Annotated in this window: 16 protein-coding genes; 8 read left to right on the forward strand and 8 right to left on the reverse strand. The window is 70.4% G+C overall.

All coding sequences use genetic code 11. The features are described from left to right. Positions 1-20: 20 nt before the first annotated feature. The 3 genes from EZ242_RS03960 to EZ242_RS03970 are packed head-to-tail and all read left to right on the forward strand — an operon-like array spanning position 21 to position 3,672. Positions 21-1,037 (forward strand): NADP-dependent oxidoreductase, encoded by a 1,017-nt coding sequence (locus EZ242_RS03960; protein WP_135283794.1) that lies wholly within the window; start codon positions 21-23, stop codon positions 1,035-1,037. A gap of 20 nt (positions 1,038-1,057) precedes the next feature. Then, positions 1,058-2,698, forward strand: coding sequence for an isovaleryl-CoA dehydrogenase (locus EZ242_RS03965; RefSeq protein ID WP_135283795.1), 1,641 nt, complete (start codon positions 1,058-1,060; stop codon positions 2,696-2,698). Positions 2,699-2,718: 20 nt separating this feature from the next. Next, positions 2,719-3,672, forward strand: a complete 954-nt coding sequence (locus EZ242_RS03970; RefSeq protein WP_135283796.1) for a glutathione S-transferase family protein — start codon at positions 2,719-2,721, stop codon at positions 3,670-3,672. Positions 3,673-3,693: 21 nt separating this feature from the next. Here EZ242_RS03970 and EZ242_RS03975 read toward each other — a convergent pair whose 3' ends face one another. After that, positions 3,694-4,614 (reverse strand): Bug family tripartite tricarboxylate transporter substrate binding protein, encoded by a 921-nt coding sequence (locus EZ242_RS03975; RefSeq protein ID WP_135283797.1) that lies wholly within the window; start codon positions 4,612-4,614, stop codon positions 3,694-3,696. 5 nt (positions 4,615-4,619) lie between these two features. After that, on the reverse strand, positions 4,620-5,549 hold the full coding sequence (locus EZ242_RS03980) for a LysR family transcriptional regulator (RefSeq protein WP_135283979.1): 930 nt from the start codon (positions 5,547-5,549) through the stop codon (positions 4,620-4,622). Positions 5,550-5,640: 91 nt separating this feature from the next. Here EZ242_RS03980 and EZ242_RS03985 point away from each other — a divergent pair, with 91 nt between their 5' ends. Then, complete coding sequence (locus tag EZ242_RS03985) at positions 5,641-7,014, forward strand: alpha/beta hydrolase (protein ID WP_135283798.1); 1,374 nt, start codon at positions 5,641-5,643, stop codon at positions 7,012-7,014. 157 nt (positions 7,015-7,171) lie between these two features. Further along, the gene (locus EZ242_RS03990; RefSeq protein ID WP_135283799.1) at positions 7,172-8,107 is read left to right on the forward strand and encodes a transglutaminase-like domain-containing protein; all 936 of its coding nucleotides are present in this window, start codon (positions 7,172-7,174) and stop codon (positions 8,105-8,107) included. On the opposite strand, the gene EZ242_RS03995 is transcribed toward EZ242_RS03990, so the two are convergent. Genes EZ242_RS03995 through EZ242_RS04015 form a run of 5 tightly spaced genes read right to left on the reverse strand, consistent with a single transcriptional unit; the run spans position 8,101 to position 13,506 of the window. Beyond that, positions 8,101-9,852 (reverse strand): hypothetical protein, encoded by a 1,752-nt coding sequence (locus tag EZ242_RS03995; protein ID WP_135283800.1) that lies wholly within the window; start codon positions 9,850-9,852, stop codon positions 8,101-8,103. The genes EZ242_RS03990 and EZ242_RS03995 overlap by 7 nt on opposite strands. Beyond that, complete coding sequence (locus EZ242_RS04000; protein ID WP_135283801.1) at positions 9,849-10,250, reverse strand: GtrA family protein; 402 nt, start codon at positions 10,248-10,250, stop codon at positions 9,849-9,851. The genes EZ242_RS03995 and EZ242_RS04000 overlap by 4 nt, the downstream gene beginning before the upstream one ends. Next, the gene (locus tag EZ242_RS04005; RefSeq protein ID WP_135283802.1) at positions 10,247-10,957 is read right to left on the reverse strand and encodes an HAD family hydrolase; all 711 of its coding nucleotides are present in this window, start codon (positions 10,955-10,957) and stop codon (positions 10,247-10,249) included. Before EZ242_RS04005 ends, EZ242_RS04000 begins: the two co-directional genes overlap by 4 nt. Beyond that, a complete protein-coding gene (locus EZ242_RS04010; RefSeq protein WP_135283803.1) occupies positions 10,957-11,943 on the reverse strand; it encodes a UbiA prenyltransferase family protein in 987 nt (328 codons plus the stop codon). Before EZ242_RS04010 ends, EZ242_RS04005 begins: the two co-directional genes overlap by 1 nt. Before the next feature lie 12 nt (positions 11,944-11,955). Then, positions 11,956-13,506 carry a hypothetical protein gene (locus EZ242_RS04015; RefSeq protein ID WP_135283804.1) on the reverse strand — a complete coding sequence of 517 codons (1,551 nt, stop codon included), beginning with the start codon at positions 13,504-13,506 and terminating at the stop codon, positions 11,956-11,958. A 348-nt stretch (positions 13,507-13,854) separates the two neighbouring features. Between EZ242_RS04015 and EZ242_RS04020 the strand changes: the two genes are divergently transcribed. Next, positions 13,855-14,172, forward strand: coding sequence for a hypothetical protein (locus tag EZ242_RS04020; RefSeq protein ID WP_135283805.1), 318 nt, complete (start codon positions 13,855-13,857; stop codon positions 14,170-14,172). A 145-nt stretch (positions 14,173-14,317) separates the two neighbouring features. Next, positions 14,318-15,118: a hypothetical protein gene (locus EZ242_RS04025; RefSeq protein WP_135283806.1), complete on the forward strand. Its 801-nt coding sequence runs from the start codon at positions 14,318-14,320 to the stop codon at positions 15,116-15,118. Here the strand turns inward: EZ242_RS04025 and EZ242_RS04030 are convergent. Next, the gene (locus tag EZ242_RS04030) at positions 15,112-17,784 is read right to left on the reverse strand and encodes a CHASE domain-containing protein (RefSeq protein ID WP_167784632.1); all 2,673 of its coding nucleotides are present in this window, start codon (positions 17,782-17,784) and stop codon (positions 15,112-15,114) included. The genes EZ242_RS04025 and EZ242_RS04030 overlap by 7 nt on opposite strands. Positions 17,785-18,288: 504 nt before the next feature. Between EZ242_RS04030 and EZ242_RS04035 the strand changes: the two genes are divergently transcribed. Next, on the forward strand, positions 18,289-20,559 hold the full coding sequence (locus tag EZ242_RS04035; protein WP_135283808.1) for an arginine/lysine/ornithine decarboxylase: 2,271 nt from the start codon (positions 18,289-18,291) through the stop codon (positions 20,557-20,559). The last annotated feature ends 54 nt before the right edge of the window (positions 20,560-20,613 follow it).

Below are 20,613 nucleotides of genomic sequence, written 5' to 3' on the forward strand. Positions count from 1 at the left end.
GACCGAGACAAGGAAGCTCCATGCCACAGAACCGCCGATTCGTCCTGGCCAGCCGCCCCGAGGGCGAGGCCAGCGCGCAGAACTTCCGCCTGGAGACGGTGGAGACGCCGGCCCTGTCCGACGGGCAGGTGCTGGTGCGCCACCATTACCTGAGCCTGGACCCCTACATGCGCGGGCGCATGAACGAGGGCAAGAGCTACGCCGCGCCGCAGCCCCTGGGCGAAGTCATGATCGGCGGCACGGTGGGCGAGGTGGTGGAAAGCCGCCACCCGCGCTTCGCGGCCGGCGACAAGGTGCAGGGCATGGGCGGCTGGCAGGAGTGGAGCGTGGTCGACGCCAACCAGCCCGGCATGCTGCGCAAGGTGGACGACTCGCGCGTGCCGCTGTCGCACTACCTGGGCGCGGTGGGCATGCCGGGCGTGACGGGCTGGTATGGGCTGAACCGCATCATCGAGCCCAAGCCCGGCAAGACCGTGACCGTGAGCGCCGCCAGCGGCGCGGTGGGCAGCGCCGTGGGCGTGCTGGCCAAGGCACGCGGCTGCCGGGCGGTGGGCATCGCGGGCGGCGCCGAGAAGTGCCGCTACGTGGTCGAGGAACTGGGTTTCGACGCCTGCATCGACTACCGCGAGCACCCCGACCTGGGTTCGCTGTCCAAGGCGCTCAAGCAGGCCTGCCCGGACGGCATCGACGGCCACTTCGAGAACGTGGGCGGCATGATCCTGGACGCCGTCATGCTGCGCAGCAGCGCCTTCGCGCGCGTGGCCCTGTGCGGCATGATCGCCGGCTACGACGGCCAGCCCATTCCCTTGCGCCACCCCCAACTGATCCTCACCAACCGCATGCGCGTGGAAGGCTTCATCGTGAGCGAGCACCTGGACGTCTGGCCCGAGGCGCTGGCCGAGCTGGGCGAGCTGGTGGGCAGTGGCCGCTTCCGTCCGCGCGAGACGGTGGCCTCGGGCATCGAGGCGGCGCCGGAAGCGTTTCTCGGCTTGCTGCGCGGGCGCAACTTCGGCAAGCAACTGGTGAAGCTGGCCTGACAGGCGCAGGGGGAACGCTCATGGCGGCCACCCACGACGTCTTCAACCAGCCCGAGCCCCTGCGCGACTGGAACCTCTTCGACAGCCACCAGGCCCTGCGCGACGCCCTGGCCTTCAATGCGCCGGCCCTGGAGACCGCGACCCTCTCCGCCCTGGGCGCCCGGCTCGGCAGCGCCGAGATGCAGGCGCACGCGCGCCAGGCCAATGCCTATCCGCCGCAGCTTCGCACGCACGACCGCTTCGGCCGCCGGCGCGACGACGTGGACTTCCATCCCAGCTACCACGTGCTCATGGCCGCCGCGGTGGAGGCGGGCCTGCACGGCACGCCCTGGGTCGGCGGCGAGCCGCACGCCCACCAGCGCAGGGCGGCCGGCTTCATGCTCTTCACCGAGCTGGAGCCGGCCGTGCTCTGCCCCATCTCCATGACCTACGCGGCCACCCCCGCGCTGCGCGGCAACCCCACCCTGGACCGCCTCTGGGGCCCCGGCCTGGGCAGCCGCGCCTACGACCCCTCGGACCGGCCCTTCGACCAGAAGCCGGGCCTGACCATGGGCATGGGCATGACCGAGAAGCAGGGCGGCTCGGACGTGCGCGCCAACACCACGCGGGCCGAACCCGATGGCCGGGACGACTGGGGCGAGCGCTTCCGCATCACCGGCCACAAGTGGTTCTTCTCCGCGCCGCAGTCGGACGCACACCTGGTGCTCGCGCAGACGGCCGGCGGGCTGTCCTGCCTCTTCGTGCCGCGCGTGCTGCCGGATGGCGAGCGCAATGCCGTGCACATTCAGCGCCTGAAGGACAAGCTGGGCAACCGTGCCAACGCCAGCTCGGAGGTGGAGTTCCACGGCGCGCTGGGCTGGCTGGTCGGCGAGGAAGGACGCGGCGTGCCGCAGATCCTGCAGATGGGGCAGCTCACGCGCCTGGACTGCGCCCTGGGCACCAGCGGCCTCATGCGCCAGGCCCTCTCGCTGGCCCTGGACCACTGCCGCCAGCGCGTGGCCTTCGGCAAGCCGCTCGTCGAGCAGCCCCTCATGCGCAACGTGCTGGCCGACCTGGCGCTGGAAACGGAGGCGGCCTGCGCCCTGGCCATGCGGCTCGCGCGCGCCTTCGACCACCCGCAGGATGCGCACGAGACCTTCATGGCGCGCCTGCTCACGCCGGTGGCCAAGTTCTGGATCTGCAAGCGCGGCGCCGCCTTTGCGCAGGAAGCCATGGAATGCCTGGGCGGCAACGGCTACGTGGAGGAGGGCGGCGAGGGCGTCATGGCACGCATCTACCGCGAGATGCCGGTCAACTCCATCTGGGAGGGCGCCGGCAACATCATGGCCCTGGACCTGCTGCGCGCCCTACGCAAGGCCGACGCCGCCGCGGCCCTGGCCGCCGAACTCGCGCCCGCGCGCGGAGCCGATCCCGACCTGGACCGCGCCATGGACCGGCTCGCGCTGCGCGTGGAGCACCTGGCAGACGAAGACCAGGCCCGCCGTCTCGCGCAGGACATCGCGCTGGTGCTGCAGGCCGCCCTGCTGTGGCAGGCAAGCCCGCCGGAGGTGGCCTCGGCCTTCTGCGCTTCGCGCATCGCGGGCGAGGGCGGCCAGACCTTCGGCAGCCTGCCAGCGGACCTGCCCCTCGACATCCTCATCGCCCGCGCCATGCCGCGCTGAACCCGAAGGCCTGATCGCCCATGACGCCCGACCTGATCCTCCACCACTACCTCAGCTCCCCGTTCTCCGAGAAGATCCGCCGCGTGCTGGCGTTCAAGAAGGTGCCGGCGCAGTCGGTGTTCGTGCCCTCCATCAGCCCCAAGCCCGACGTGGTGGCCCTCACGGGCGGCTACCGGCGCACGCCCTTCCTGCAGCGCGGCGCCGACATCTATTGCGACAGCGCGCTGATCTGCGACGTGCTGGAGCACGTGCAGCCCGAGCCGCCCCTGTTCCCGCCGGCCCTGCGGGGCTGCTCGCGCGTCTTCGCGCAGTGGGCCGACACCACCCTGTTCTGGACGGCCATGAGCTACGCCCTGCAGCCGCGCGGCGCCGCCCAGCTTTTCGGCGGCGATGCGCAGCTGGCGCAGGCCTTCAAGGACGACCGCAAGGCCATGCGCGTGAACATGACCCAGCTGCGCCCGGCCGACGCCACCTCGGCCCTGCGCTCGTACCTGCGGCGCATCGCGAGCATGGTCGAGGAGCACGACTTCCTCTTCGGCGCCGAGCCTTGCGTGGCCGACTTCTCCACCTACCACCCGCTGTGGTTCATGCGCGCGCAGGTCCCCGTCATGGCGGACATCCTGGCCGTCACGCCCGCCATCGGCGAATGGATGGAGCGCATGCAGGGCTTGGGGCAACCCCGGCTGGAGCGCTTCAGCGCCGAGGACGCCATCACCGTGGCCGGGCGCAGCGAGCCGCAGCCGCCGGGCAGCAACCTGCTGGTGGACAGCGCCTTCCAGGACGACCACGGCATCCTCCTGGGCAGCCGCGTCACCATCACGCCCGAGTCCTTCGGCGCCGAAGCCACCGAGGGCGAGCTGATCGCCGCCACCCGCACGCACTACAGCCTGCGCCGCGAAGACCCGCGCGCGGGGACGGTGCACGTGCACTTCCCGCGCATCGGCTACGTGCTGCGGCCGGCGGCGGCGAAGTAGTCGCAGGCCCCGGTCGCGGCCTCAGCGCCCCCGCGCCACGCGCGACAGCGCCTCCTGCACCTCCTGCCCGAAGCTTTCCGCGCTGCCGTGTACCGGCAGGTTGCTGGAGGCAGGCAGGCGCTCACGCAGCGGCGATGACCGCAGCGCGAGGTCCACTGCGCGGTTGATCCGCTCGATGCGTTCGGCCGGCGTGCCCACGGGCGCGAACAGCCCGAAGAGCGACACCAGGTTGGCCTCCGGCAGGCCCAGTTCGGCGAGCGTGGGAACTTCCGGCAGGCCGGGGATCCGTGAGGGCGCCCCCACGGCCAGCGGCTTGAGCCGCCCGCCCTGGATGGCGTCCAGCTGCATCGGCGCCACGTTGGTGGACAGCAGCTCGAACTGCCCGGCCAGGGCGTCGTTGAGCTGCTGGCCGCCGCCCTTGTAGGGAATGTGCGTGATCGACACGCCCGCCGCCCGGCTCACGGCCTGCAGCAGCAGGTAGCCGGTCGTGCCCTCGCCGGTGGTGGCCCAGCGCAGGCGTCCGGGCTCGCGGCGTGCGACGTCCAGCGCCTGCGCCAGCGTGTCGGCGGCCAGGGCCGGCGTGCCCACGATGAGGGAGGGTGTGCGCATGACGCCGGCCACCGGTTCGAGCCGGGGCACCCCGGGCAGCCGCAGCGCCGTCGCGGCGGTGAAGCACAGCGTGTAGGCATCGGGCGTGCTGCGGGCGACCGCCTGCACGGCCAGCGCGCCGCTCGCGCCGGCGCGGTTGTCCACCCGCACCGGAACGCCGAGCTGCTGCGAAAGCGATTCGGCCAGGGCCCGCGCCACGCTGTCGCTGACGCCGCCGGGGGGATAGGCCACGACGATGCGGACCGGGCGGTTCGGCCAGGGGTCCTGCGCCAGCACCGGTGCGGCGGCCAGCGCCAGCAGCCAGGCCCGCCGGTGGAGTTGCCAGGTGCGCATGGCGCTCAGGCCCGCCGCACGCGCAGCGCGGGCTTCTGCCGCGCCGCGACTTCGCGGGCCAGCGCGAGGAAGGTGCCGGTGGGGCCCACGGCGTCCCGGGCGCGGTAGACCAGCGTCAGGGGCGCCGTCAGGCGGATGGACGGCGCGAGCGGCTGGTACGCCACCGCGTGCGGGTGCGCGCCCTGCATGGAGGCCGGCACCACCGAGAGGCCCTCACCGGCGGCCACCAGGTTCAGGTTGGTCATCATGCGCTCGACCTCCGCGGCCACGGTGACGGCGACGCCCTGGCGCGCGCAGGCGTCCAGCAGGTTGGCATACAGGCCGGGCGCGCCGGGGCGGCGCACCAGAATCAGCCGCTCGCCCTGCAGCTCGCGCAGCTGCACGGGCCGGCTGCGCGTGCGCGCGAGGCGGTGGTCCACCGGCACGGCGAGCAGGCAGGGCTCCTCCAGCAGCGTCTCCAGCGCCACGCCTTCCGGGCGGTCCACCGGCACGCGCAGGAAACCGCAGTGCAGGCGCCCCGCGGCCACGTCCTCGGTGATCTCGGCGGCGTTGTTCTCGCGCGCATGGATCTGGATGTCCGGATGCCGCGAGCGGCAGGTGCGCAGCACCTCCGGCGTGAAGGCGTGGGCAGCGGCGGAGCTGGTGAAGGACAGGTCGATGCGCCCGCGCAGCCCGCCCGCGAAGGCCAGCATGCGCTCCTGCAACGCGGTGAACTGGGCCAGCAGGCGCTGCGCGTCTCCCAGGAGCTGGCGGCCCGCGTCGGTCAGGGCCACGCCCTTGGGATGGCGATGGAACAGGGGCATGCCCAGTTCCGCCTCCAGCGACTTGATCTGCTGGCTCAGCGGCGGCTGCTGGATGCCCAGGCGCTCGGCGGCGCGGGTGACGTGCCCCGCCTCGGCGACGGCGACGAAGTAGCGCAGGTGGCGAAGCTCGATATGCATGGCGTATGGCCAGCAGATTCTAGGCATCTTTGCCATCTGCACGGGGGGCCACCAGAATGCCGGCGCGACTACTCGGAGACACGCCATGGAAAAGAACACGGTCCGCTGGACCACGGCCGGCGCCCTCGCAGGCGCCATCACCCTGCTGGCCGGCTGCGGCAGCACGCCCACCCCACCCGCCGCCTTCGCGCGCGCGGAGGCCGCACCCACGCCCACGGCCTGCCCGGCCGAAGTGCCCGCCACGGCCACCTGCCTGGGGGGCAAGGACTCGCAGGGGGCCTACTACCTCATCGCCAAGCCGGCCGACTGGAACGGCCACCTCGTGCTGCACGCGCACGGCGGCCCCTCGCTCGGCCCCGCCACCATGAAGCGGGCGCAGGAGGACCTCACCCGCTGGGCCATCATGGTCAAGGCCGGCTATGCCTACGCGGGCTCCAGTTTCCGGCAGGGCGGCGTGGAAGTGCGCGCTGCTGCCGAGGACACCGAGCGCCTTCGCCGCATCTTCCTGGCGCACGTGGGCAAGCCCAAGCGCACCATCCTGCACGGCCAGTCCTGGGGCGGTGGCGTCGCGGCCAAGGCCGCGGAGATGTACACGCAGCAGAGCCTCGGCGAGCGTCCCTACGACGCCGTGCTGCTGACCAGCGGGCTGCTGGCGGGCGGCACCCGCACCTACGACTTCCGCACCGACCTGCGCGCGGTGTACCAGTACCTGTGCAACAACCACCCGCGCCCCAGCGAGACGGCCTATCCGCTGAACATCGGCTTGCCGGTGGGTGATCCCATGACGCCGGCCGACCTGCGCAAGCGCGTGGACGAGTGCCTGGCCCTGGACAAGCCCGCCGCGCAGCGCACGCCCGAGCAGCAGGCCAAGGTGCGCACGCTGGAAAACGTGATCCGCGTGCCGGCCAGCAGCCTGGTCTCGCACCTGAACTGGGCCACCTTCCACTTCCGGGACATCAGCAGCCAGCGCACGGGCGGCGCCAGCCCCTTCGGCAACATGGGCGTGCGCTACCGCGGCTCCAGCGACGACGAGGCGCTGAACCGCGGCGTGGTGCGCATGGCCGCGGACCCGGCGGCCTACCGCAAGTTCTCGCAGGACACGGACCCGACGGGCCGCATCCCGGTGCCGGTGCTCACCGCGCACTGGATCGGCGACCCCACGGTGTTCGTCGAGGTCCACCACCACTTCCGGCAGCTCATGGACGCAGCAGGGCAGGGCGCCAACCTGGTGCAGACCTTCACCACCAAGGGCACCCACAGCTACATCAGCGACCCCACCTATCCCGCGCTGATGGCGGCGCTGCTGCGCTGGGTGGATGAAGGCGTCAAGCCCACGCCGGCCGCCATCGCCGCTGCCTGTCCTGCCTTCGAGCCGAAGTTCGGCGCCGGCTGCAGCTTCGACGCGGCCTACACGCCCCCGCCCCTGGAATCGCGCGTGCCGCCCCGGCAGCGCCCCTGAGGATTCCGGCCCGGCCCGGCCCGGCCCGGCACGGCGCCCGGCGCCGTGCCGGTCGAGGCGGCGAAATCGCGCACGCCGGATAGGCACGATCCCAGTCACCGGGCGGCGGCTGCCTCCTACACCGCATTGCGTACCGATGGGCATGATCGGCGGCACCATGATCCGCCTCGACCTCGAACTGCAGCTGGAATACGAAATCCTCGACGACGCCGGCGCGGACTTCATCTTCAACATCCACGCGGCCCGCACCGGCCAGCAGTTCGTGCGGCACGAACAGCTTTCGCTCAGCCAGCCGCTCCAGCCGCAGTTCCACACCGATGCGACGGCGACGCGCTTCATGCGCGTCCACGCGCAGCCGGGGCCGCTGACGCTGTCGTACGCCGCGACGGTGGACATCGACCACCACCGGTGCGATCCCGCCTCGCTGCGGGAGGTGCCGGTCCGCGAGCTGCCGCTCGACCTGATGCCTTACCTGTATCCCAGCCGCTACTGCCAGGCGGACCGGCTGCTGCGCCTGGCCGCGCGCGAGTTCGGCGGCATGCCTCCGGGCTACAGCCGGGTGGTGGCGATCCAGCAGTGGGTGCAGCAGCGCACGACCTTTGCCTCGAACACCAGCACGGCGAGCACCTCGGCGCTGGACACGCTGCTGGACCAGGTGGGTGTGTGCCGCGACTTCACGCACCTGATGATCGCCCTGTGCCGCGCGGTGAACATCCCTTGCCGCATGGCCACCGGCACCGACTACGGCGCCGACGTCGCGCTCGGGCCGCCCGACTTCCACGCCTACGTGGAGGCCTTCCTCGGGGACCGCTGGTACATCTTCGACGCCTCCGGCACCGGCATTCCGCTGGGCTTCATGCGCTTCGGCACAGGCCGCGATGCAGCCGACGTGGCGTTCGCGACGATCTTCGGGCGCGTGAATTCGCTGTCGCCTCTCATCCGCGTCGAGGCGCGCAGCGGTCCGGGGCTGGAACTGCCGCACCCGGTCGATGCGGCCATTTCGACGTCTGCGCTGCATGACGCTGGCGTGCCCGCGGGCGGCGACGTCGAAGCGGCCCGATCCAGCGCCGAGCTCAGCGCCGAGGCCTACTGATCACCTGGGCGTCGGATCGTGGGCGAATTCGCCGTGGCCACCGGCACCAGGGCGTGGGCCTCTGGCAGGTCGGGCCGCCAGTCGAAGTCCCACACCTTGCGGCCGGCGAAGTGCGCCATCAGCGCGGCGTCGCGCTGCGGGTCCAGGCGGCGGGCCCAGACGATGCGCGCGCGGTCGATCTCGGGTTCGTTGTAGACCAGCTCGTAATGCACCGGGTTGTGGGGGCCGGAGCGAACCAGCACGAGGTGGCGTCCTTCCTCGGAGAGCAGGCGGGCCCGCAGCTCGTCCTTCAGGCCCCGGGGATGGATGGCGCAGCACACCCGCGTGCGGCTGGCCTCCAGCGCGGGAACGCCGACCACGACCGAGGCAGCCGGCAGCGCCAGCGAGGCGAGCATCGCCACGGGCACGGCGCGCGTGAGGAAGGCGCCCGCCGGCCGGCCGCGCCAGGACCAGGCGCGCAGGCGCTCGGCGCCGCGCATCACCACGATCAGCATGAGCGGCATGGCCGGGGCCGCGTAGTGCGGGAAATTCCAGGTCAGCGGCAGGTAGCCCGCGACGAACACCGCCAGCGCCGGCAGCACGTACCGCTCGCGTCGCAGGGCCCACAGGCCTACGCCGGCGAACACCGTCAACAGCGCCCCGACGTAGAACGCCCAGGTGTGGAACAGCTTGGCGGCCAGGTTGCTGCCGAGCCCGGCCAGGGAGGCGCGGCGCGCATGCGGGCGCGCCTCCTCGGCATAGAAGGCGCGCATGTGCGGCGGGCCGCGGCGCGCGGAATCCACCGGCGGCTGGTGCAGGAAGGCGGGCGCCTGCGCGTATTGCCATCGGTTCACCTCGTAGGCGGTCTTGCTCGCGCCGCCCGTGGTGGCGGCGTTGTGCGCCAGCAGCAGTGCGCCCGCGGCCGCCACGCAGGCCAGGGCCGGAATGGCGGCGCGAGCCGCGCCGGCACGCCAGCCGAAAGCGGCGGGGCGCAGCAGTTGCAGCACGAGCCAGGCCGCGGCGGGCACGCACAGCAGCAGGCCTTCATAGGGGCGCGTGGTCGCGAGGATGGCGGCGCCGAGGCCGAAGACCGCGCCCGGTCCCCAGCCCGGGCGCTGCAGCAGCCGGGGCAGGGCGCCTACGACCAGCATGGCACCCAGCGCGCTGAAGCTGCCGCCCCAGTAGCTGTTGACCCAGTAGCTGAAGACACCGAAGCGCATCACCACCAGCACGCCGCCGAGCAGCGCAAGGGGCAGGCTGACCCATCCCTGCAGCATCCAGACCGCCGCCATGGCCATGAGCACGGTGCTGGCCCAGGCGCCCACCCAGGCATCGCCCGCGATGAGCAGGCCGAAGGCCAGGGGCAGGCTGCGACCGGGGAAGTACACCGAGGCATAGGCCGGCAGCTGGTTGACGTGGAAGGTCTCGAAGTGCTCCCAGAAGGGATGGACCGGCATGGCCAGGCGACCGAGCAGCTGCGTCTGCGCCTGCAGCAGCAGGCTCTGCTCGTCATGCACCACGGACTGCGAGGGCCCCAGCCAGGGCAGCAGGAGGGCCCGCAGCACCAGGGCGAGCAGGCCGACGGCCAGCACCTGCCGCAGCGGGCTCGAAAGGTGGTGGGTGCATGCGCGCTCGATCCGCGCGAAGGTCGCTTCGCCCAGGCGGGGCGCCGCGAAGGCGAGCGCCAGCACGCCGGCGGCCAGCAGGAGCTCCACCGCGAAGAAGACGCCGACCTGCGCCTCGATCGCGGCGAGCCAGGCGTTCATGCTTTCGCGGTGCCCGAGGGGCGGAAGACGATCAGGGCGTTCATCAGGAAGTTGGCGGCGAAGGCGATGCCCACGCCGCCCACCTTGGCCCAGGTCGGTGCGATCGGCAGGCTGCTGGCGAGCAGCCAGGTGCTGCCCGCATTGATCGCCAGGCCGATGCTCGCGAAGACGATGAACAGCCCCGCCCGCCGCGCCGAGCGCCAGTCGCGCCCGAAGACGAAGACCGAGCTGAGGAGGTAGTTGACCACCGCCGCCGCGAGGAAGCTGAGCACGGCCGGAACCAGCACCCCGTCCATGCGCGCCGACAGCAGGTGAAAGCCGCCGATGTCCACCACGGCGGCGAGCCCGCCGGTCAGCACATAGCCGGCGCCCTGCCGCAACAGCCCGCGAAAGCTCACCGCGCCACCTGGGGAGCGAAGGCGGGCGCCGGCGCAAGGACCGGCTGGAACACGGGGTCGTCGTAGCGGCGGAAGGTCTGCACGCCCGCCAGGGGCTTGCGTGACCGGATCAGCGCCAGCATGCCGGCCCGGTGTGCCGCCGCGGCGTCCCGGTCCATGCGGTCGCCGACCATGAGTGCGCGCGTGGCGGGCACGCCGGCTTCGGCCAGCACCTTGTGCAGGCCGGCCGGATCGGGCTTGAGGCGCGCGACGTCGGCGTCGGTGGCACTCACCACGATGTCGGCGTGCAGGCCCAGGGCCTCGACCTTGGCACGCGCCGGGTGGTCCGAGAAGATCGCGATCCGCTTGCCCGAAAGGCGAAGCCCCGCGAACAGGCGGTCCACGTGCGCGTAGCGGCAGGCAGCCAGCAGGGGCAGGGGGCGCCGCTCCATCCAGTCCTCGGTCACGGCGCGCACGTGCGCGGGCTCGCAGCCCAGGCGCTCGCCCGTGCGCTGGTACTGCAGGGCGAGGAACTCGGTGGCTTCCTCGTCGCCGAGCGCCTCGCGCACGTGGCGGAAGGTGCGCAGCAGGCGCAGGGTTCGCAGGCTGCGGCAGCGGACGGCGTCGGCCAGCAGTTGCAGCAGCATGGCCCGGCGCAGGCGCTGCTGCGCGTACAGCGTGCCGTCCACGTCGAAGACCACCAGGTCGATGCGGCCCCAGTCCACCATCAGCGCTGCACCGTGATGTAGTGGGGTTCGGCGAAGGACTGCAGTGCGGGAATGTCCACCAGGCCCAGCAAAAGCAGCGCGACGGCGGTGGTGCCGGCCAGGGCCATGAGGCGCTTCTCGCGGAACAGCTTCTCGGGTTTCTGGGCCACCGAGCCGCTGCGCATGGACAGGGCGAGGTACTGCGCGAACAGGGCGATGATGAAGGGGCACGCCAGCACGAACTCGATGCGGTACTTGACCATGAAGACGCCGATCAGCAGCGTGGCCAGCAGCGCGTACACGAAGCAGGAGATGGTCAGGCGCTCCTCCGTGTAGTGCTGGAAGGAGCGGCGGTAGCGGTGCAGCACCCCGACGCCCGGGCCGGCGGCGATCTCGCGGTACTCGGACAGGCGCTTGGCACCCATCAGGAAGGCGCCGCCCATCCAGTAGGCGACGAGGAGCGAGGCCGGCGCGACGCTGGCGTGCTCGATCATGCTCCAGCCCAGCATGAGGCGGATGGGGTTGTTGAGCGACTCGGACAGCACGTCCAGGTAGGCCTTGTCCTTGGACCGCAGTGGCCGGACGTTGTAGACCACGCCCGAGAGCCAGAAGAGGAGGCTGGTGGCGAAGAACACCGGCCCCACCATCCACGCGAGCAGCAGGCCGGCGATGGCGCAGGCCGCATAGAAGGCGTACACCGGCCCCGGGCTCATGACCGCCGTGACGGCCGGCCGCTTGGACTTGTCGGGGTGGAAGGCATCGAACTCGCGATCCAGCCACTCGTTGATGATGTAGTTGGCCGAGGCGATCAGCACGGCGCTCAGGAAGCCCAGCGCAATGGGCGCCAAGGCGCCCTCCAGCGGTGGACTGCGCAGCACCCAAGCCAGGACCAGGCCAGGCAGGATGAACACATGCTTGGTCATGTGGTCCAGCCGCGCCATCTGCAGGTAGTCGCGCCAGGTGGCGGCCGGGGCAAGCGGGGCTTGCGAGAAGGCTTCGGTGCTCATTCGGGGCATCCTTCAGGAAATGGAGAGGGGAGCGGCGACGGGCGCCTTCTTGATCCGGCGCAGTGCGCCGTGTTGCCAGGCCAAAGCCAGCCAGGTCATGCCGATCCACGGCACGAGCCAGATGACGCGTGACTGGAAGCGTTCCAGCGGAGATGCCAGCGTCGCGCACAGCACGGCGTTGAGCAGCACTCCGGCCAGAACCAGGAGGGTGAATGTGGTGAAGGCCTGCGACGAGGCCTCGCCCGGGCTCTGCAGCGGCACGCGCCGGCGCGCGAACACGGCCAGCAGCACGACGGCGGCGAAGGTACTGGCATAGGTGGTGGCGCTCCAGAACTCGTGCGCCGCATGGGTGTCGAAGAAGCGCATGGCGCGCATGTCCTCGATCAGCCGGTCCGGCATGCGGCCGACGAACATGGGCAGGTGGTCGGTGCCCGAGCCCGCGACGTCGACGTCGAAGAGGAAGACCTGCCGGACCACGTCCTGCGCCACGCCGCGCGCGACCGTGACGGGGGCGTGGCGGAACACTGCCCAGGCCAGGCCGAGCTGCTCTTCGGACATGCGGCGCTTGGTGGCACTGTCCGCCAGGGCGAAAGCACCCTTGGACGGCTCGGGCGAAAACAGGAAGGCGTCCCACCGGGTCGGGTAGTTGGCGACGAAGCGGCACGCCGCCCAGCGTTCCGTGGGGCAGCGGCTGCGCAGGTAGTCGGTGCCGGGCCCCATGTCGATCAGCCGCGCAGTCAGGTGCGGAAGCCGCAGCGGCGGCGCGCCGACGAAGCGGGTGACGGCCAGGTTGAAGGCGGCTTCTGCCGCCAGGGCGGCCACGAGGCAGCCGGCCACCACCGCGAGTGCGGGCGTTGCGATGGGGCGGTGCGCGAAGCGGCGCGCCCCCCAGGCCAGCAGCAGGAGCGCGGCAGCCAGGGGCAGGTGGCTCGCATGGCTGGCCAGTCCGAACAGCAGGATGGCCCCCAGCATCCAGCGCGAGGGACGCGAGAGCCGCGTCCAGTACACCGTGAGCGTGCCGGTGCACAGGATGACCAGCCCCGTGAAGATGTCCGGCATGAGGAAGCCGGTGAACACGCCCAGGGGCGTGAGCAGCGTGAGCGCGGCGACGGTCCCCAGGAAGGTACGCTCGCGCAGCCCCCACAGGCGCACCATCAGGACGTGCAGCACATAGGCCGCGCACAGTCCGTGCACGAGGACCGTGAGCCACAGGCTGCCCGCCAGGAAGCTGACGTACAGCAGCATGCCGTAGTAGACGGATCGCCCGGCCAGGACCACCTTGTCCGCCACCGAGCTCACCGAGCCCTGGGCTTTGATGTCGTCGGTGTCGACAGCCGGTGAAAGGGGCTGACCGGCCGCGGAGGCCGGCGCTTTCGTCGCGCGCTCATCGGGTACCCAGGCGGGCAGCCGCTCTGCACCCACCAGTTTTTGCACCCCCATTTCCGCGCCCCGGATGTAGGTGGCGGTGTCCGGATAGATGAACGGCAGGCCGTTGTAGGCGGCCGGCAAGGACAGCAGGAGCGCGGCAGCCAGCAAACACAGCAGTCGGGTCGCGGCAGTCATGCTACGCATCAGCTTTCCCCGTGAAGTTTGTCGCGTCAGGGCGCGATCTTCGGGATGGCTTCCTGAGCAGTTTGTAGGCGGCGAGCTTCAGCTCGCGTCGGCAGTGGCCTGCTGCTGAGATTGGCGTGGGGGGTCGGATGCCGGGAGGAACCCCTTTGTGCGATGGCGCCGACAGCCCGGCAGGCCGTCCGCCCTACGGCCGAGTCTCATGAAACGGACACCGTGACGGCGTGCACGGCCACCGCCGCGCGGCGCATGCGGATGCGCACGCCGTGAACCATGTCCGACACGGAAAGTTCCCGGCCGTGGGCACCATTCGGTCATCGCAATCGAATACGGAGTTCCACCATGAATACGACATCCAAGACCCTCGCCGCCCTGATGGCCACCGCTGCCCTGGGCCTGGCCGGCTGCGACGTGGAGAAGACCGAGTCCGGCAACCTCGAGCTGCCGAAGTACGAAGTCACCAAGACCCAGGAAGGCGATGTGAAGCTGCCCGAGTACAACGTCCGTACGCCGGAAGTGAACGTGACTCAGGAGAAGCGGCAGATCACGGTGCCCGACGTGGACGTGAGCACGAAGGAGAAGACGGTGACCGTCCCCAACGTCAACATCACGCCGGCGCCCAACGTGGATGACAGCCAGCGCACCATGGGCAACCGCTGAGGCGCTGAGCCGGTGTGAGCGCATCCGCTGCGCCGCTTTCCATTCAATGCCCGCCGCGACCCTGGGCCGTGGCGGGCATTCGCATTCACGTTAACCCCGGTTTCATCCCCGGGCCGGCGGGGTGCCGGCCATACTGATCAGCCTGATGGACGCATCGCAGCCCCTCGATTCCCCGCCGGCCGGCGCATCCCGCCGCGCGCCCAAGGCCTGGCCCGTCCACGGCACCGCGCCCGAAGTGGCGATCTCGCCCGGCATGCTCATTCGCATCATCGTGGCGGTCTTCGTCGTCCTGCTCGCCTTGCATCTGCTCGCCGTCTCCAGCTATCTGCTGGAGTGGCGCTTCCCGGCGCGCGACAAGTTCTACATGGACGCCGAGAACAACATCCCCACGGTGTTCTCGACGCTGCTGCTGCTGACCGCCTCGCTGCTGTGCGCCTGGGCGACCACGGTCGAGCGGCATCGCCGCAGCCGCTTTTCGTGGCACTGGGCCGGCCTGGCGCTGGCGATGCTGGCATTGGGGATCGACGAGGCCGCTGCCCTGCACGAGCTGCTGATCAACCCCATCCAGAAGGTTTACCAGACCACCGGCTGGCTGCGCTTTCCCTGGGTGATCGCCGGCATTCCGCTCGTGCTGCTGTTCGCCTTCGCCTACCTGCGGTTCCTGGCCGCGCTGCCGGCCCGCACTCGCTGGGGCTTCATCGCCGCGGGTGCGCTCTACGTGGGCGGCGCGCTGGGCATGGAGATGGTGGGCGGCCAGGTGTTCCAGGAGGCGGGCACGCCCGATCGCACGCTGGTGCCCTACATGATCGCCATGACCGTGGAGGAGTCCTGCGAGATGCTGGGCGTGACGGCCTTCATCGCGACGCTGCTGGCCTACCTGCGCGGCACCGGCGTCGCGCTGCGCATGGGCAGCGCCGTGCCCGTGAGCGGCCCGCGCGTTCAGTGAGCGGACGTGGCGGCCGGTGACGCGGCTCGCACGACCATGTGCCTGCGCAGCACCCGCACCAGCTCGTCGATTTCGAAGGGTTTGCCCACGTGCGCGTCCATGCCTGCCTCCAGGCAGGCCAGGCGATCGGAGTCCATGGCGTTGGCGGTCATGGCGATGATGGGCAGCGTGGTGAGGCCGAGCTGGCGACGGATCCGGCTCGTGGCCTCCAGGCCATCCATGCGCGGCATCTGCAGGTCCATGAGCACGGCGTCGAAGGACGAATCGTGCGCCAGGCGGGCAACGGCATCGACGCCGTCGACCGCGATCTCCACCTGCGCGCCGCGCGACTCCAGCAAGGCGCGCGCGACGAACTGGTTGGTGTCGTTGTCCTCCACCAGCAGCAGGCGAAGGCCGTCCAGCGGCTGCGCTTCGACTGCGTCCGTAGCCTCCGGCAGGGCCGGCGTGTCTGCCGGGATCGGCAGATCGAGCTGAAAGTGGAAGCGGCTGCCGCGGCCTTCCCGGCTTTCCACGCCCAGCGTGCCGCCCATCATGGCCACCAGGTTGCGGCAGATCGCCAGGCCCAGCCCCGTGCCACCGAAGCGGCGGGTGGTGGAGGACTCGGCCTGGCCGAAATCCTGGAACAGCCGCGGCAGGTGTTCGGCGGCGATGCCGATGCCGGTGTCCTGCACGCAGAACTCCAGCCGGACCTGCGTGGCGGTCCGGGCCAGCACGGCGATGCGCAGCACCACCTCGCCGGCAGGCGTGAACTTGATGGCGTTGCTGCCCAGGTTGGACAGCACCTGCCGCAGTCGCATGTCGTCGGCCAGGAGGATCTCGGGCAACTGCTCGTCCACCTCGAAGCGCAAGTCCAGCTGGCGTTCGCCCCGCGTGGTGCTCAGCAGCACCTGCAGGTCGCGGACCAGCTCGGCCACGCGGAAGGGGCGCGGGTCCAGGACCATGCGGCCGGCCTCGATCTTGGAGAAGTCCAGGATGTCGTCCACCAGCCCCAGCAGCGAGCGACCCGCGCCGTAGGCCTTGTCCAGGCACTCGCGCTGTGAATGCGTGAGCCAGGAGTCCTTGATCACCTGGAGCATGCCCAGCACCGCATTCATGGGCGTGCGGATCTCGTGGCTCATGTTGGCGACGAAGCGGCTCTTGGCCTGGCTGGCCTGCAGCGCAGCCTCCCGTGCCTGGTAGAGCTCCGTCACGTCCATGGCCAGCGTGCAGAAGCCCACCACCTGCCCATCCACCCAGTTGGGCACCAGGTGGACCAGGCTGGTCTGCATCTCGCCGGTGGGCAGTTGGTCGCGGAACTCGAAATGCTGCGCCTCGCCGGCGAAGACCTGCGGGAGCCGGTCGAGCGTGGCCTGCAGGCGGGCCGGAAGCAGCAGCTCGGTCATGTGCCGCCCGAGCATGGACTGCGGCGTGCGGCCGAGCGACTCGGCCATCGCGCGGTTCGCGAAGCCACAGCGCAGGTCCGGGTCCCAGTAGAGGATGCGGCCCGGAATGTTGTCGGTGACCAGCCGCATCATGCGTTCGCTCGACTGCAGCCGCTCGTGGCTCTCGTTCAGTTCGGCCGTGGCCTGTGCCAGGTCCGCGGTCATGTGGTGCGCGATGCGCACCGCCCGGGCCCGGCCCTGCAGGACGATGCCGGCGCTGAACGCCAGCAGCAGCGTCAGCAGGGTGCCCGGGATCGCCAGCATCAGCGCCGAAGGGGCGATGCCGTGGATCCGGTCCTCCAGGGCGGGCGTGCTGGCGGTGCGCAGTGTCAGGAGCCGGCCTCCGGCATGGATGCGGCGCTCCGCTATGAAGAGGCGGCCGGCGAAGCGCTCGGGCGTCACCTGCACCTGCGCACTGTCCAGGGTCTCCATGGTGTCGAACAGGGGGCGACCCTCGGCGGGCGTTCCATCGTAGAGCCGCAGGTCCACCAGGAAGTCGGCAAAGCTCGCAATGTCGTCCAGCAGCTCGCTCGCCCGCACGGGCGCCACCAGCATGCCGAGCAGTTCCTCCGATCCCGGCGTGGCGCCGGGCCGCATCACCGGCAGCAGCATGAGCCAGCCCAAGCTCCGGGCCGGGTCCCGGGCGATGACCAGCCGCGAGGACATCACGGCCGCATTGCGCGAGACGGCCTGCTCGAAGGCCTGCCGCCGCACCGGGTCGGCGCCGAGGTCCAGGCCCAGTGCAGCCCGGTTGGGGCCGAGCGGCTCGACGTAGCGCACGAGGAGGAGGTCGGCTGCATCGCCGCTGGTGCGCACGGGGAAGGGTTCGCCGGTCTGCCGTTCCTCGCGCCGGACGAAGGCGTCCAGCTCGCCGCGGGGGACCCGCTCCACGAAAGCGAATGCCTGCAGGCCGGGGAACTCGCGCACCATGTGGCGCGAGCGCACCATGCGCGCGAAATCCTCGCGGTCGAGCGCCGGCTTGACGGCGAAGGCCGAGCGCGCGCCCCGCAGGCCGTACTCGGCCAGGAGGACGCGCCGGTGCACCTCGTCCTGCAGCCGGTCCACATGGGATTCGAAGCGCGCCTGCACCTTGGCCTGTTGCGCTTGCTGGGCCAGGACGGCCGCCCAGGCCGTCAGCAGCAGGCCGGCGGCCAGGATGAACCAGACGGTGAGCGGCAGCTCCGACAGCGCGCTCCAGGCGCGGCGTGCGACGCGATGGAACCAGGAACCGGGGGAAATCGTCATCTGCAGCAAGAAGGTGCAAATCTGCGCGGCCGCGAGCATCCCACAGATGAGCGAGGGTCCCGTTCGCTGTTTTTCCTAAGCGTTGGCCGGCTGCGACGGCCGCTTGCCCATCCGAGTCGCCGAGGTGACCTGTCAGAGTTGACATGCCTAAGGCCGAGCCTGAGCTGGCGCCAAACATAATCCCTCCGTCTTATCGACGAGGGAGAACGTTCCATGCAGCACAGCGGCAACACACGGGGCCAGACCCGACAGAACGAGAAACCCCGCTCATGGCGGGAGCCTCATCCGAAGGCGGGCAGCCGGTAGCGAAGCAGCCAGGGAGATTCGAAGCAGTGATGAAATGCGGGCCACGGCCCGCATTTCTTTTTGGCGCGAGCGCTGCGGCTTGCGATGGTTGGGGCGGCCCAAGCGAAGTGTCCCCGGGGGCGGCGCCGATTTGCATACACTTCGCCCCCTGTTGCCGCCTCTTTTCCCCCTGGCAGTTCCTACTGGGGCCCCTCCCGAATGAAATTCCGCTTCCCGATCGTCATCATCGACGAAGACTACCGCTCCGAGAACAGCTCCGGCTTGGGCATCCGGGCGCTCGCCCAGGCCATCGAGGCCGAGGGCTTCGAGGTGCTGGGTGTCACCAGCTACGGCGACCTCGCCCAGTTCGCGCAGCAGCAAAGCCGCGCCAGCGCGTTCATCCTGTCCATTGACGACGAGGAATTCAAGGACGGCCCCGACATCAGCCCGGCGGTGCTGAACCTGCGTGGCTTCATCGAAGGGGTGCGGCGCAAGAACAGCGACGTGCCGATCTACATCTACGGCGAGACCAAGACCTCCCGCCACATGCCCAACGACATCCTGCGGGAGTTGCACGGCTTCATCCACATGTTCGAGGACACGCCCGAGTTCGTGGCCCGGCACATCATCCGCGAGGCCCGCAGCTACCTGGAGGGCGTGCAGCCGCCCTTCTTCAAGGCCCTGCTGGATTACGCCGAGGACGGCTCCTATTCCTGGCACTGCCCGGGGCACTCGGGCGGCGTGGCCTTCCTCAAGAGCCCGATCGGGCAGATGTTCCACCAGTTCTTCGGCGAGAACATGCTGCGCGCGGACGTGTGCAATGCGGTGGACGAGCTGGGCCAGTTGCTGGACCACACCGGTCCCGTGGCGGCCAGCGAGCGCAATGCGGCGCGGATCTTCAACGCCGACCACTGCTTCTTCGTGACCAACGGCACCTCCACCTCCAACAAGATGGTGTGGCACCACACCGTGGCGCCAGGCGACGTCGTGGTGGTGGACCGCAACTGCCACAAGTCCATCCTGCACTCGATCATCATGACCGGGGCCATTCCCGTGTTCATGAAGCCCACGCGCAACCACTACGGGATCATCGGGCCCATTCCGCAAAGCGAGTTCGAACCGGCGGCCATCAAGGCCAAGATCCGCGCCAACCCGCTCCTCAAGGGCGTGGACGCGGACAGCGTCAAGCCGCGGGTGATGACCATCACGCAGTCCACCTACGACGGCGTCCTCTACAACACCGAGACCATCAAGTCGATGCTCGACGGCTACGTGGACACGCTGCACTTCGACGAAGCCTGGCTCCCGCACGCGGCCTTCCATCCCTTCTATGGCTCCTACCACGCCATGGGCAAGCGACGCGCACGGCCCAAGGAAAGCCTGACCTTCGCCACGCAGTCCACGCACAAGCTGCTGGCGGGCATCAGCCAGGCCAGCCACGTGCTGGTGCAGGACTCGCAGAACCGCAAGCTGGACCGGCACCTGTTCAACGAGGCGTACCTGATGCACACCTCGACCAGCCCGCAGTACTCCATCATCGCCAGCTGCGACGTGGCCGCCGCCATGATGGAGCCGCCCGGCGGCACGGCGCTGGTGGAGGAGAGCATCCTGGAGGCGCTCGACTTCCGCCGCGCGATGCGCAAGGTGGACGAGGACTACGGCAAGGACTGGTGGTTCAAGGTCTGGGGACCGGACCGCCTGGTGGAAGAGGGCATCGGCCGCGCCGACGACTGGATCATCAAGGGCGAGGCCCGCGCGGCCCAGTGGCACGGCTTCGGCAAGCTGGCCGAGGGCTTCAACATGCTGGACCCGATCAAGTCCACCATCGTCACGCCCGGCCTGGATCTGAACGGCAAGTTCGCGCGCACCGGCATCCCGGCCTCCATCGTCACGCGCTTCCTGGCCGAGCACGGGATCATCGTGGAGAAGACGGGCCTGTACAGCTTCTTCATCATGTTCACCATCGGCATCACCAAGGGCCGCTGGAACACCCTGCTCACGGCGCTGCAGCAGTTCAAGGACGACTACGCCCGCAACCAGCCGATGTGGCGCATCCTTCCGGAGTTCTGCCAGGTGTACCCGCGCTACGAGCGCATGGGCCTGGCTGACCTGTGCCAGCACGTGCACGAGCTCTACGCCAAGTACGACATCGCGCGCCTGACCACCGAGATGTACCTGTCGGACCTGAAGCCGGCCATGAAGCCCAGCGACGCCTTCGCGCACATCGCGCACCGCCGCACCGAGCGCGTGCCGATCGACGAGCTGGAAGGGCGCATCACCACGTCCCTGGTGACACCGTACCCGCCGGGCATTCCGCTGCTGATCCCCGGCGAGGTCTTCAACCGCAAGATCGTGGACTACCTGAAGTTCTCGCGCGAGTTCAATGCGCAGTGCCCGGGCTTCGAGACCGACATCCACGGCCTGGTCGAGGAAATCGGCGAGGACGGCAAGGCGCGCTACTACGCGGACTGCGTGAAAGAGGAGAGCTGAGCTCCCCGAGAGAGGCGGATCGATGCTCCTTCCCCCTTTGGGGGAAGGTCGGGA

Source organism: Ramlibacter rhizophilus (genome assembly GCF_004681965.1).
GTDB classification, from domain to species: domain Bacteria; phylum Pseudomonadota; class Gammaproteobacteria; order Burkholderiales; family Burkholderiaceae_C; genus Ramlibacter; species Ramlibacter rhizophilus.

Excerpts from the sequence above, each read along its gene's own strand:
- EZ242_RS03960 (WP_135283794.1), top strand. The coding sequence starts at position 21 with ATGCCACAGAACCGCCGATTCGTCCTGGCCAGCCGCCCCGAGGGCGAG.
- EZ242_RS03965 (WP_135283795.1), top strand. The coding sequence starts at position 1,058 with ATGGCGGCCACCCACGACGTCTTCAACCAGCCCGAGCCCCTGCGCGAC.
- EZ242_RS03990 (WP_135283799.1), top strand. The coding sequence starts at position 7,172 with ATGATCCGCCTCGACCTCGAACTGCAGCTGGAATACGAAATCCTCGAC.
- EZ242_RS04005 (WP_135283802.1), bottom strand. The coding sequence starts at position 10,957 with ATGGTGGACTGGGGCCGCATCGACCTGGTGGTCTTCGACGTGGACGGC.
- EZ242_RS03985 (WP_135283798.1), top strand. The coding sequence starts at position 5,641 with ATGGAAAAGAACACGGTCCGCTGGACCACGGCCGGCGCCCTCGCAGGC.
- EZ242_RS04030 (WP_167784632.1), bottom strand. The coding sequence starts at position 17,784 with ATGACGATTTCCCCCGGTTCCTGGTTCCATCGCGTCGCACGCCGCGCC.
- EZ242_RS04020 (WP_135283805.1), top strand. The coding sequence starts at position 13,855 with ATGAATACGACATCCAAGACCCTCGCCGCCCTGATGGCCACCGCTGCC.
- EZ242_RS03995 (WP_135283800.1), bottom strand. The coding sequence starts at position 9,852 with ATGAACGCCTGGCTCGCCGCGATCGAGGCGCAGGTCGGCGTCTTCTTC.
- EZ242_RS04010 (WP_135283803.1), bottom strand. The coding sequence starts at position 11,943 with ATGAGCACCGAAGCCTTCTCGCAAGCCCCGCTTGCCCCGGCCGCCACC.
- EZ242_RS04035 (WP_135283808.1), top strand. The coding sequence starts at position 18,289 with ATGAAATTCCGCTTCCCGATCGTCATCATCGACGAAGACTACCGCTCC.
- EZ242_RS04015 (WP_135283804.1), bottom strand. The coding sequence starts at position 13,506 with ATGACTGCCGCGACCCGACTGCTGTGTTTGCTGGCTGCCGCGCTCCTG.
- EZ242_RS04025 (WP_135283806.1), top strand. The coding sequence starts at position 14,318 with ATGGACGCATCGCAGCCCCTCGATTCCCCGCCGGCCGGCGCATCCCGC.
- EZ242_RS03970 (WP_135283796.1), top strand. The coding sequence starts at position 2,719 with ATGACGCCCGACCTGATCCTCCACCACTACCTCAGCTCCCCGTTCTCC.
- EZ242_RS03975 (WP_135283797.1), bottom strand. The coding sequence starts at position 4,614 with ATGCGCACCTGGCAACTCCACCGGCGGGCCTGGCTGCTGGCGCTGGCC.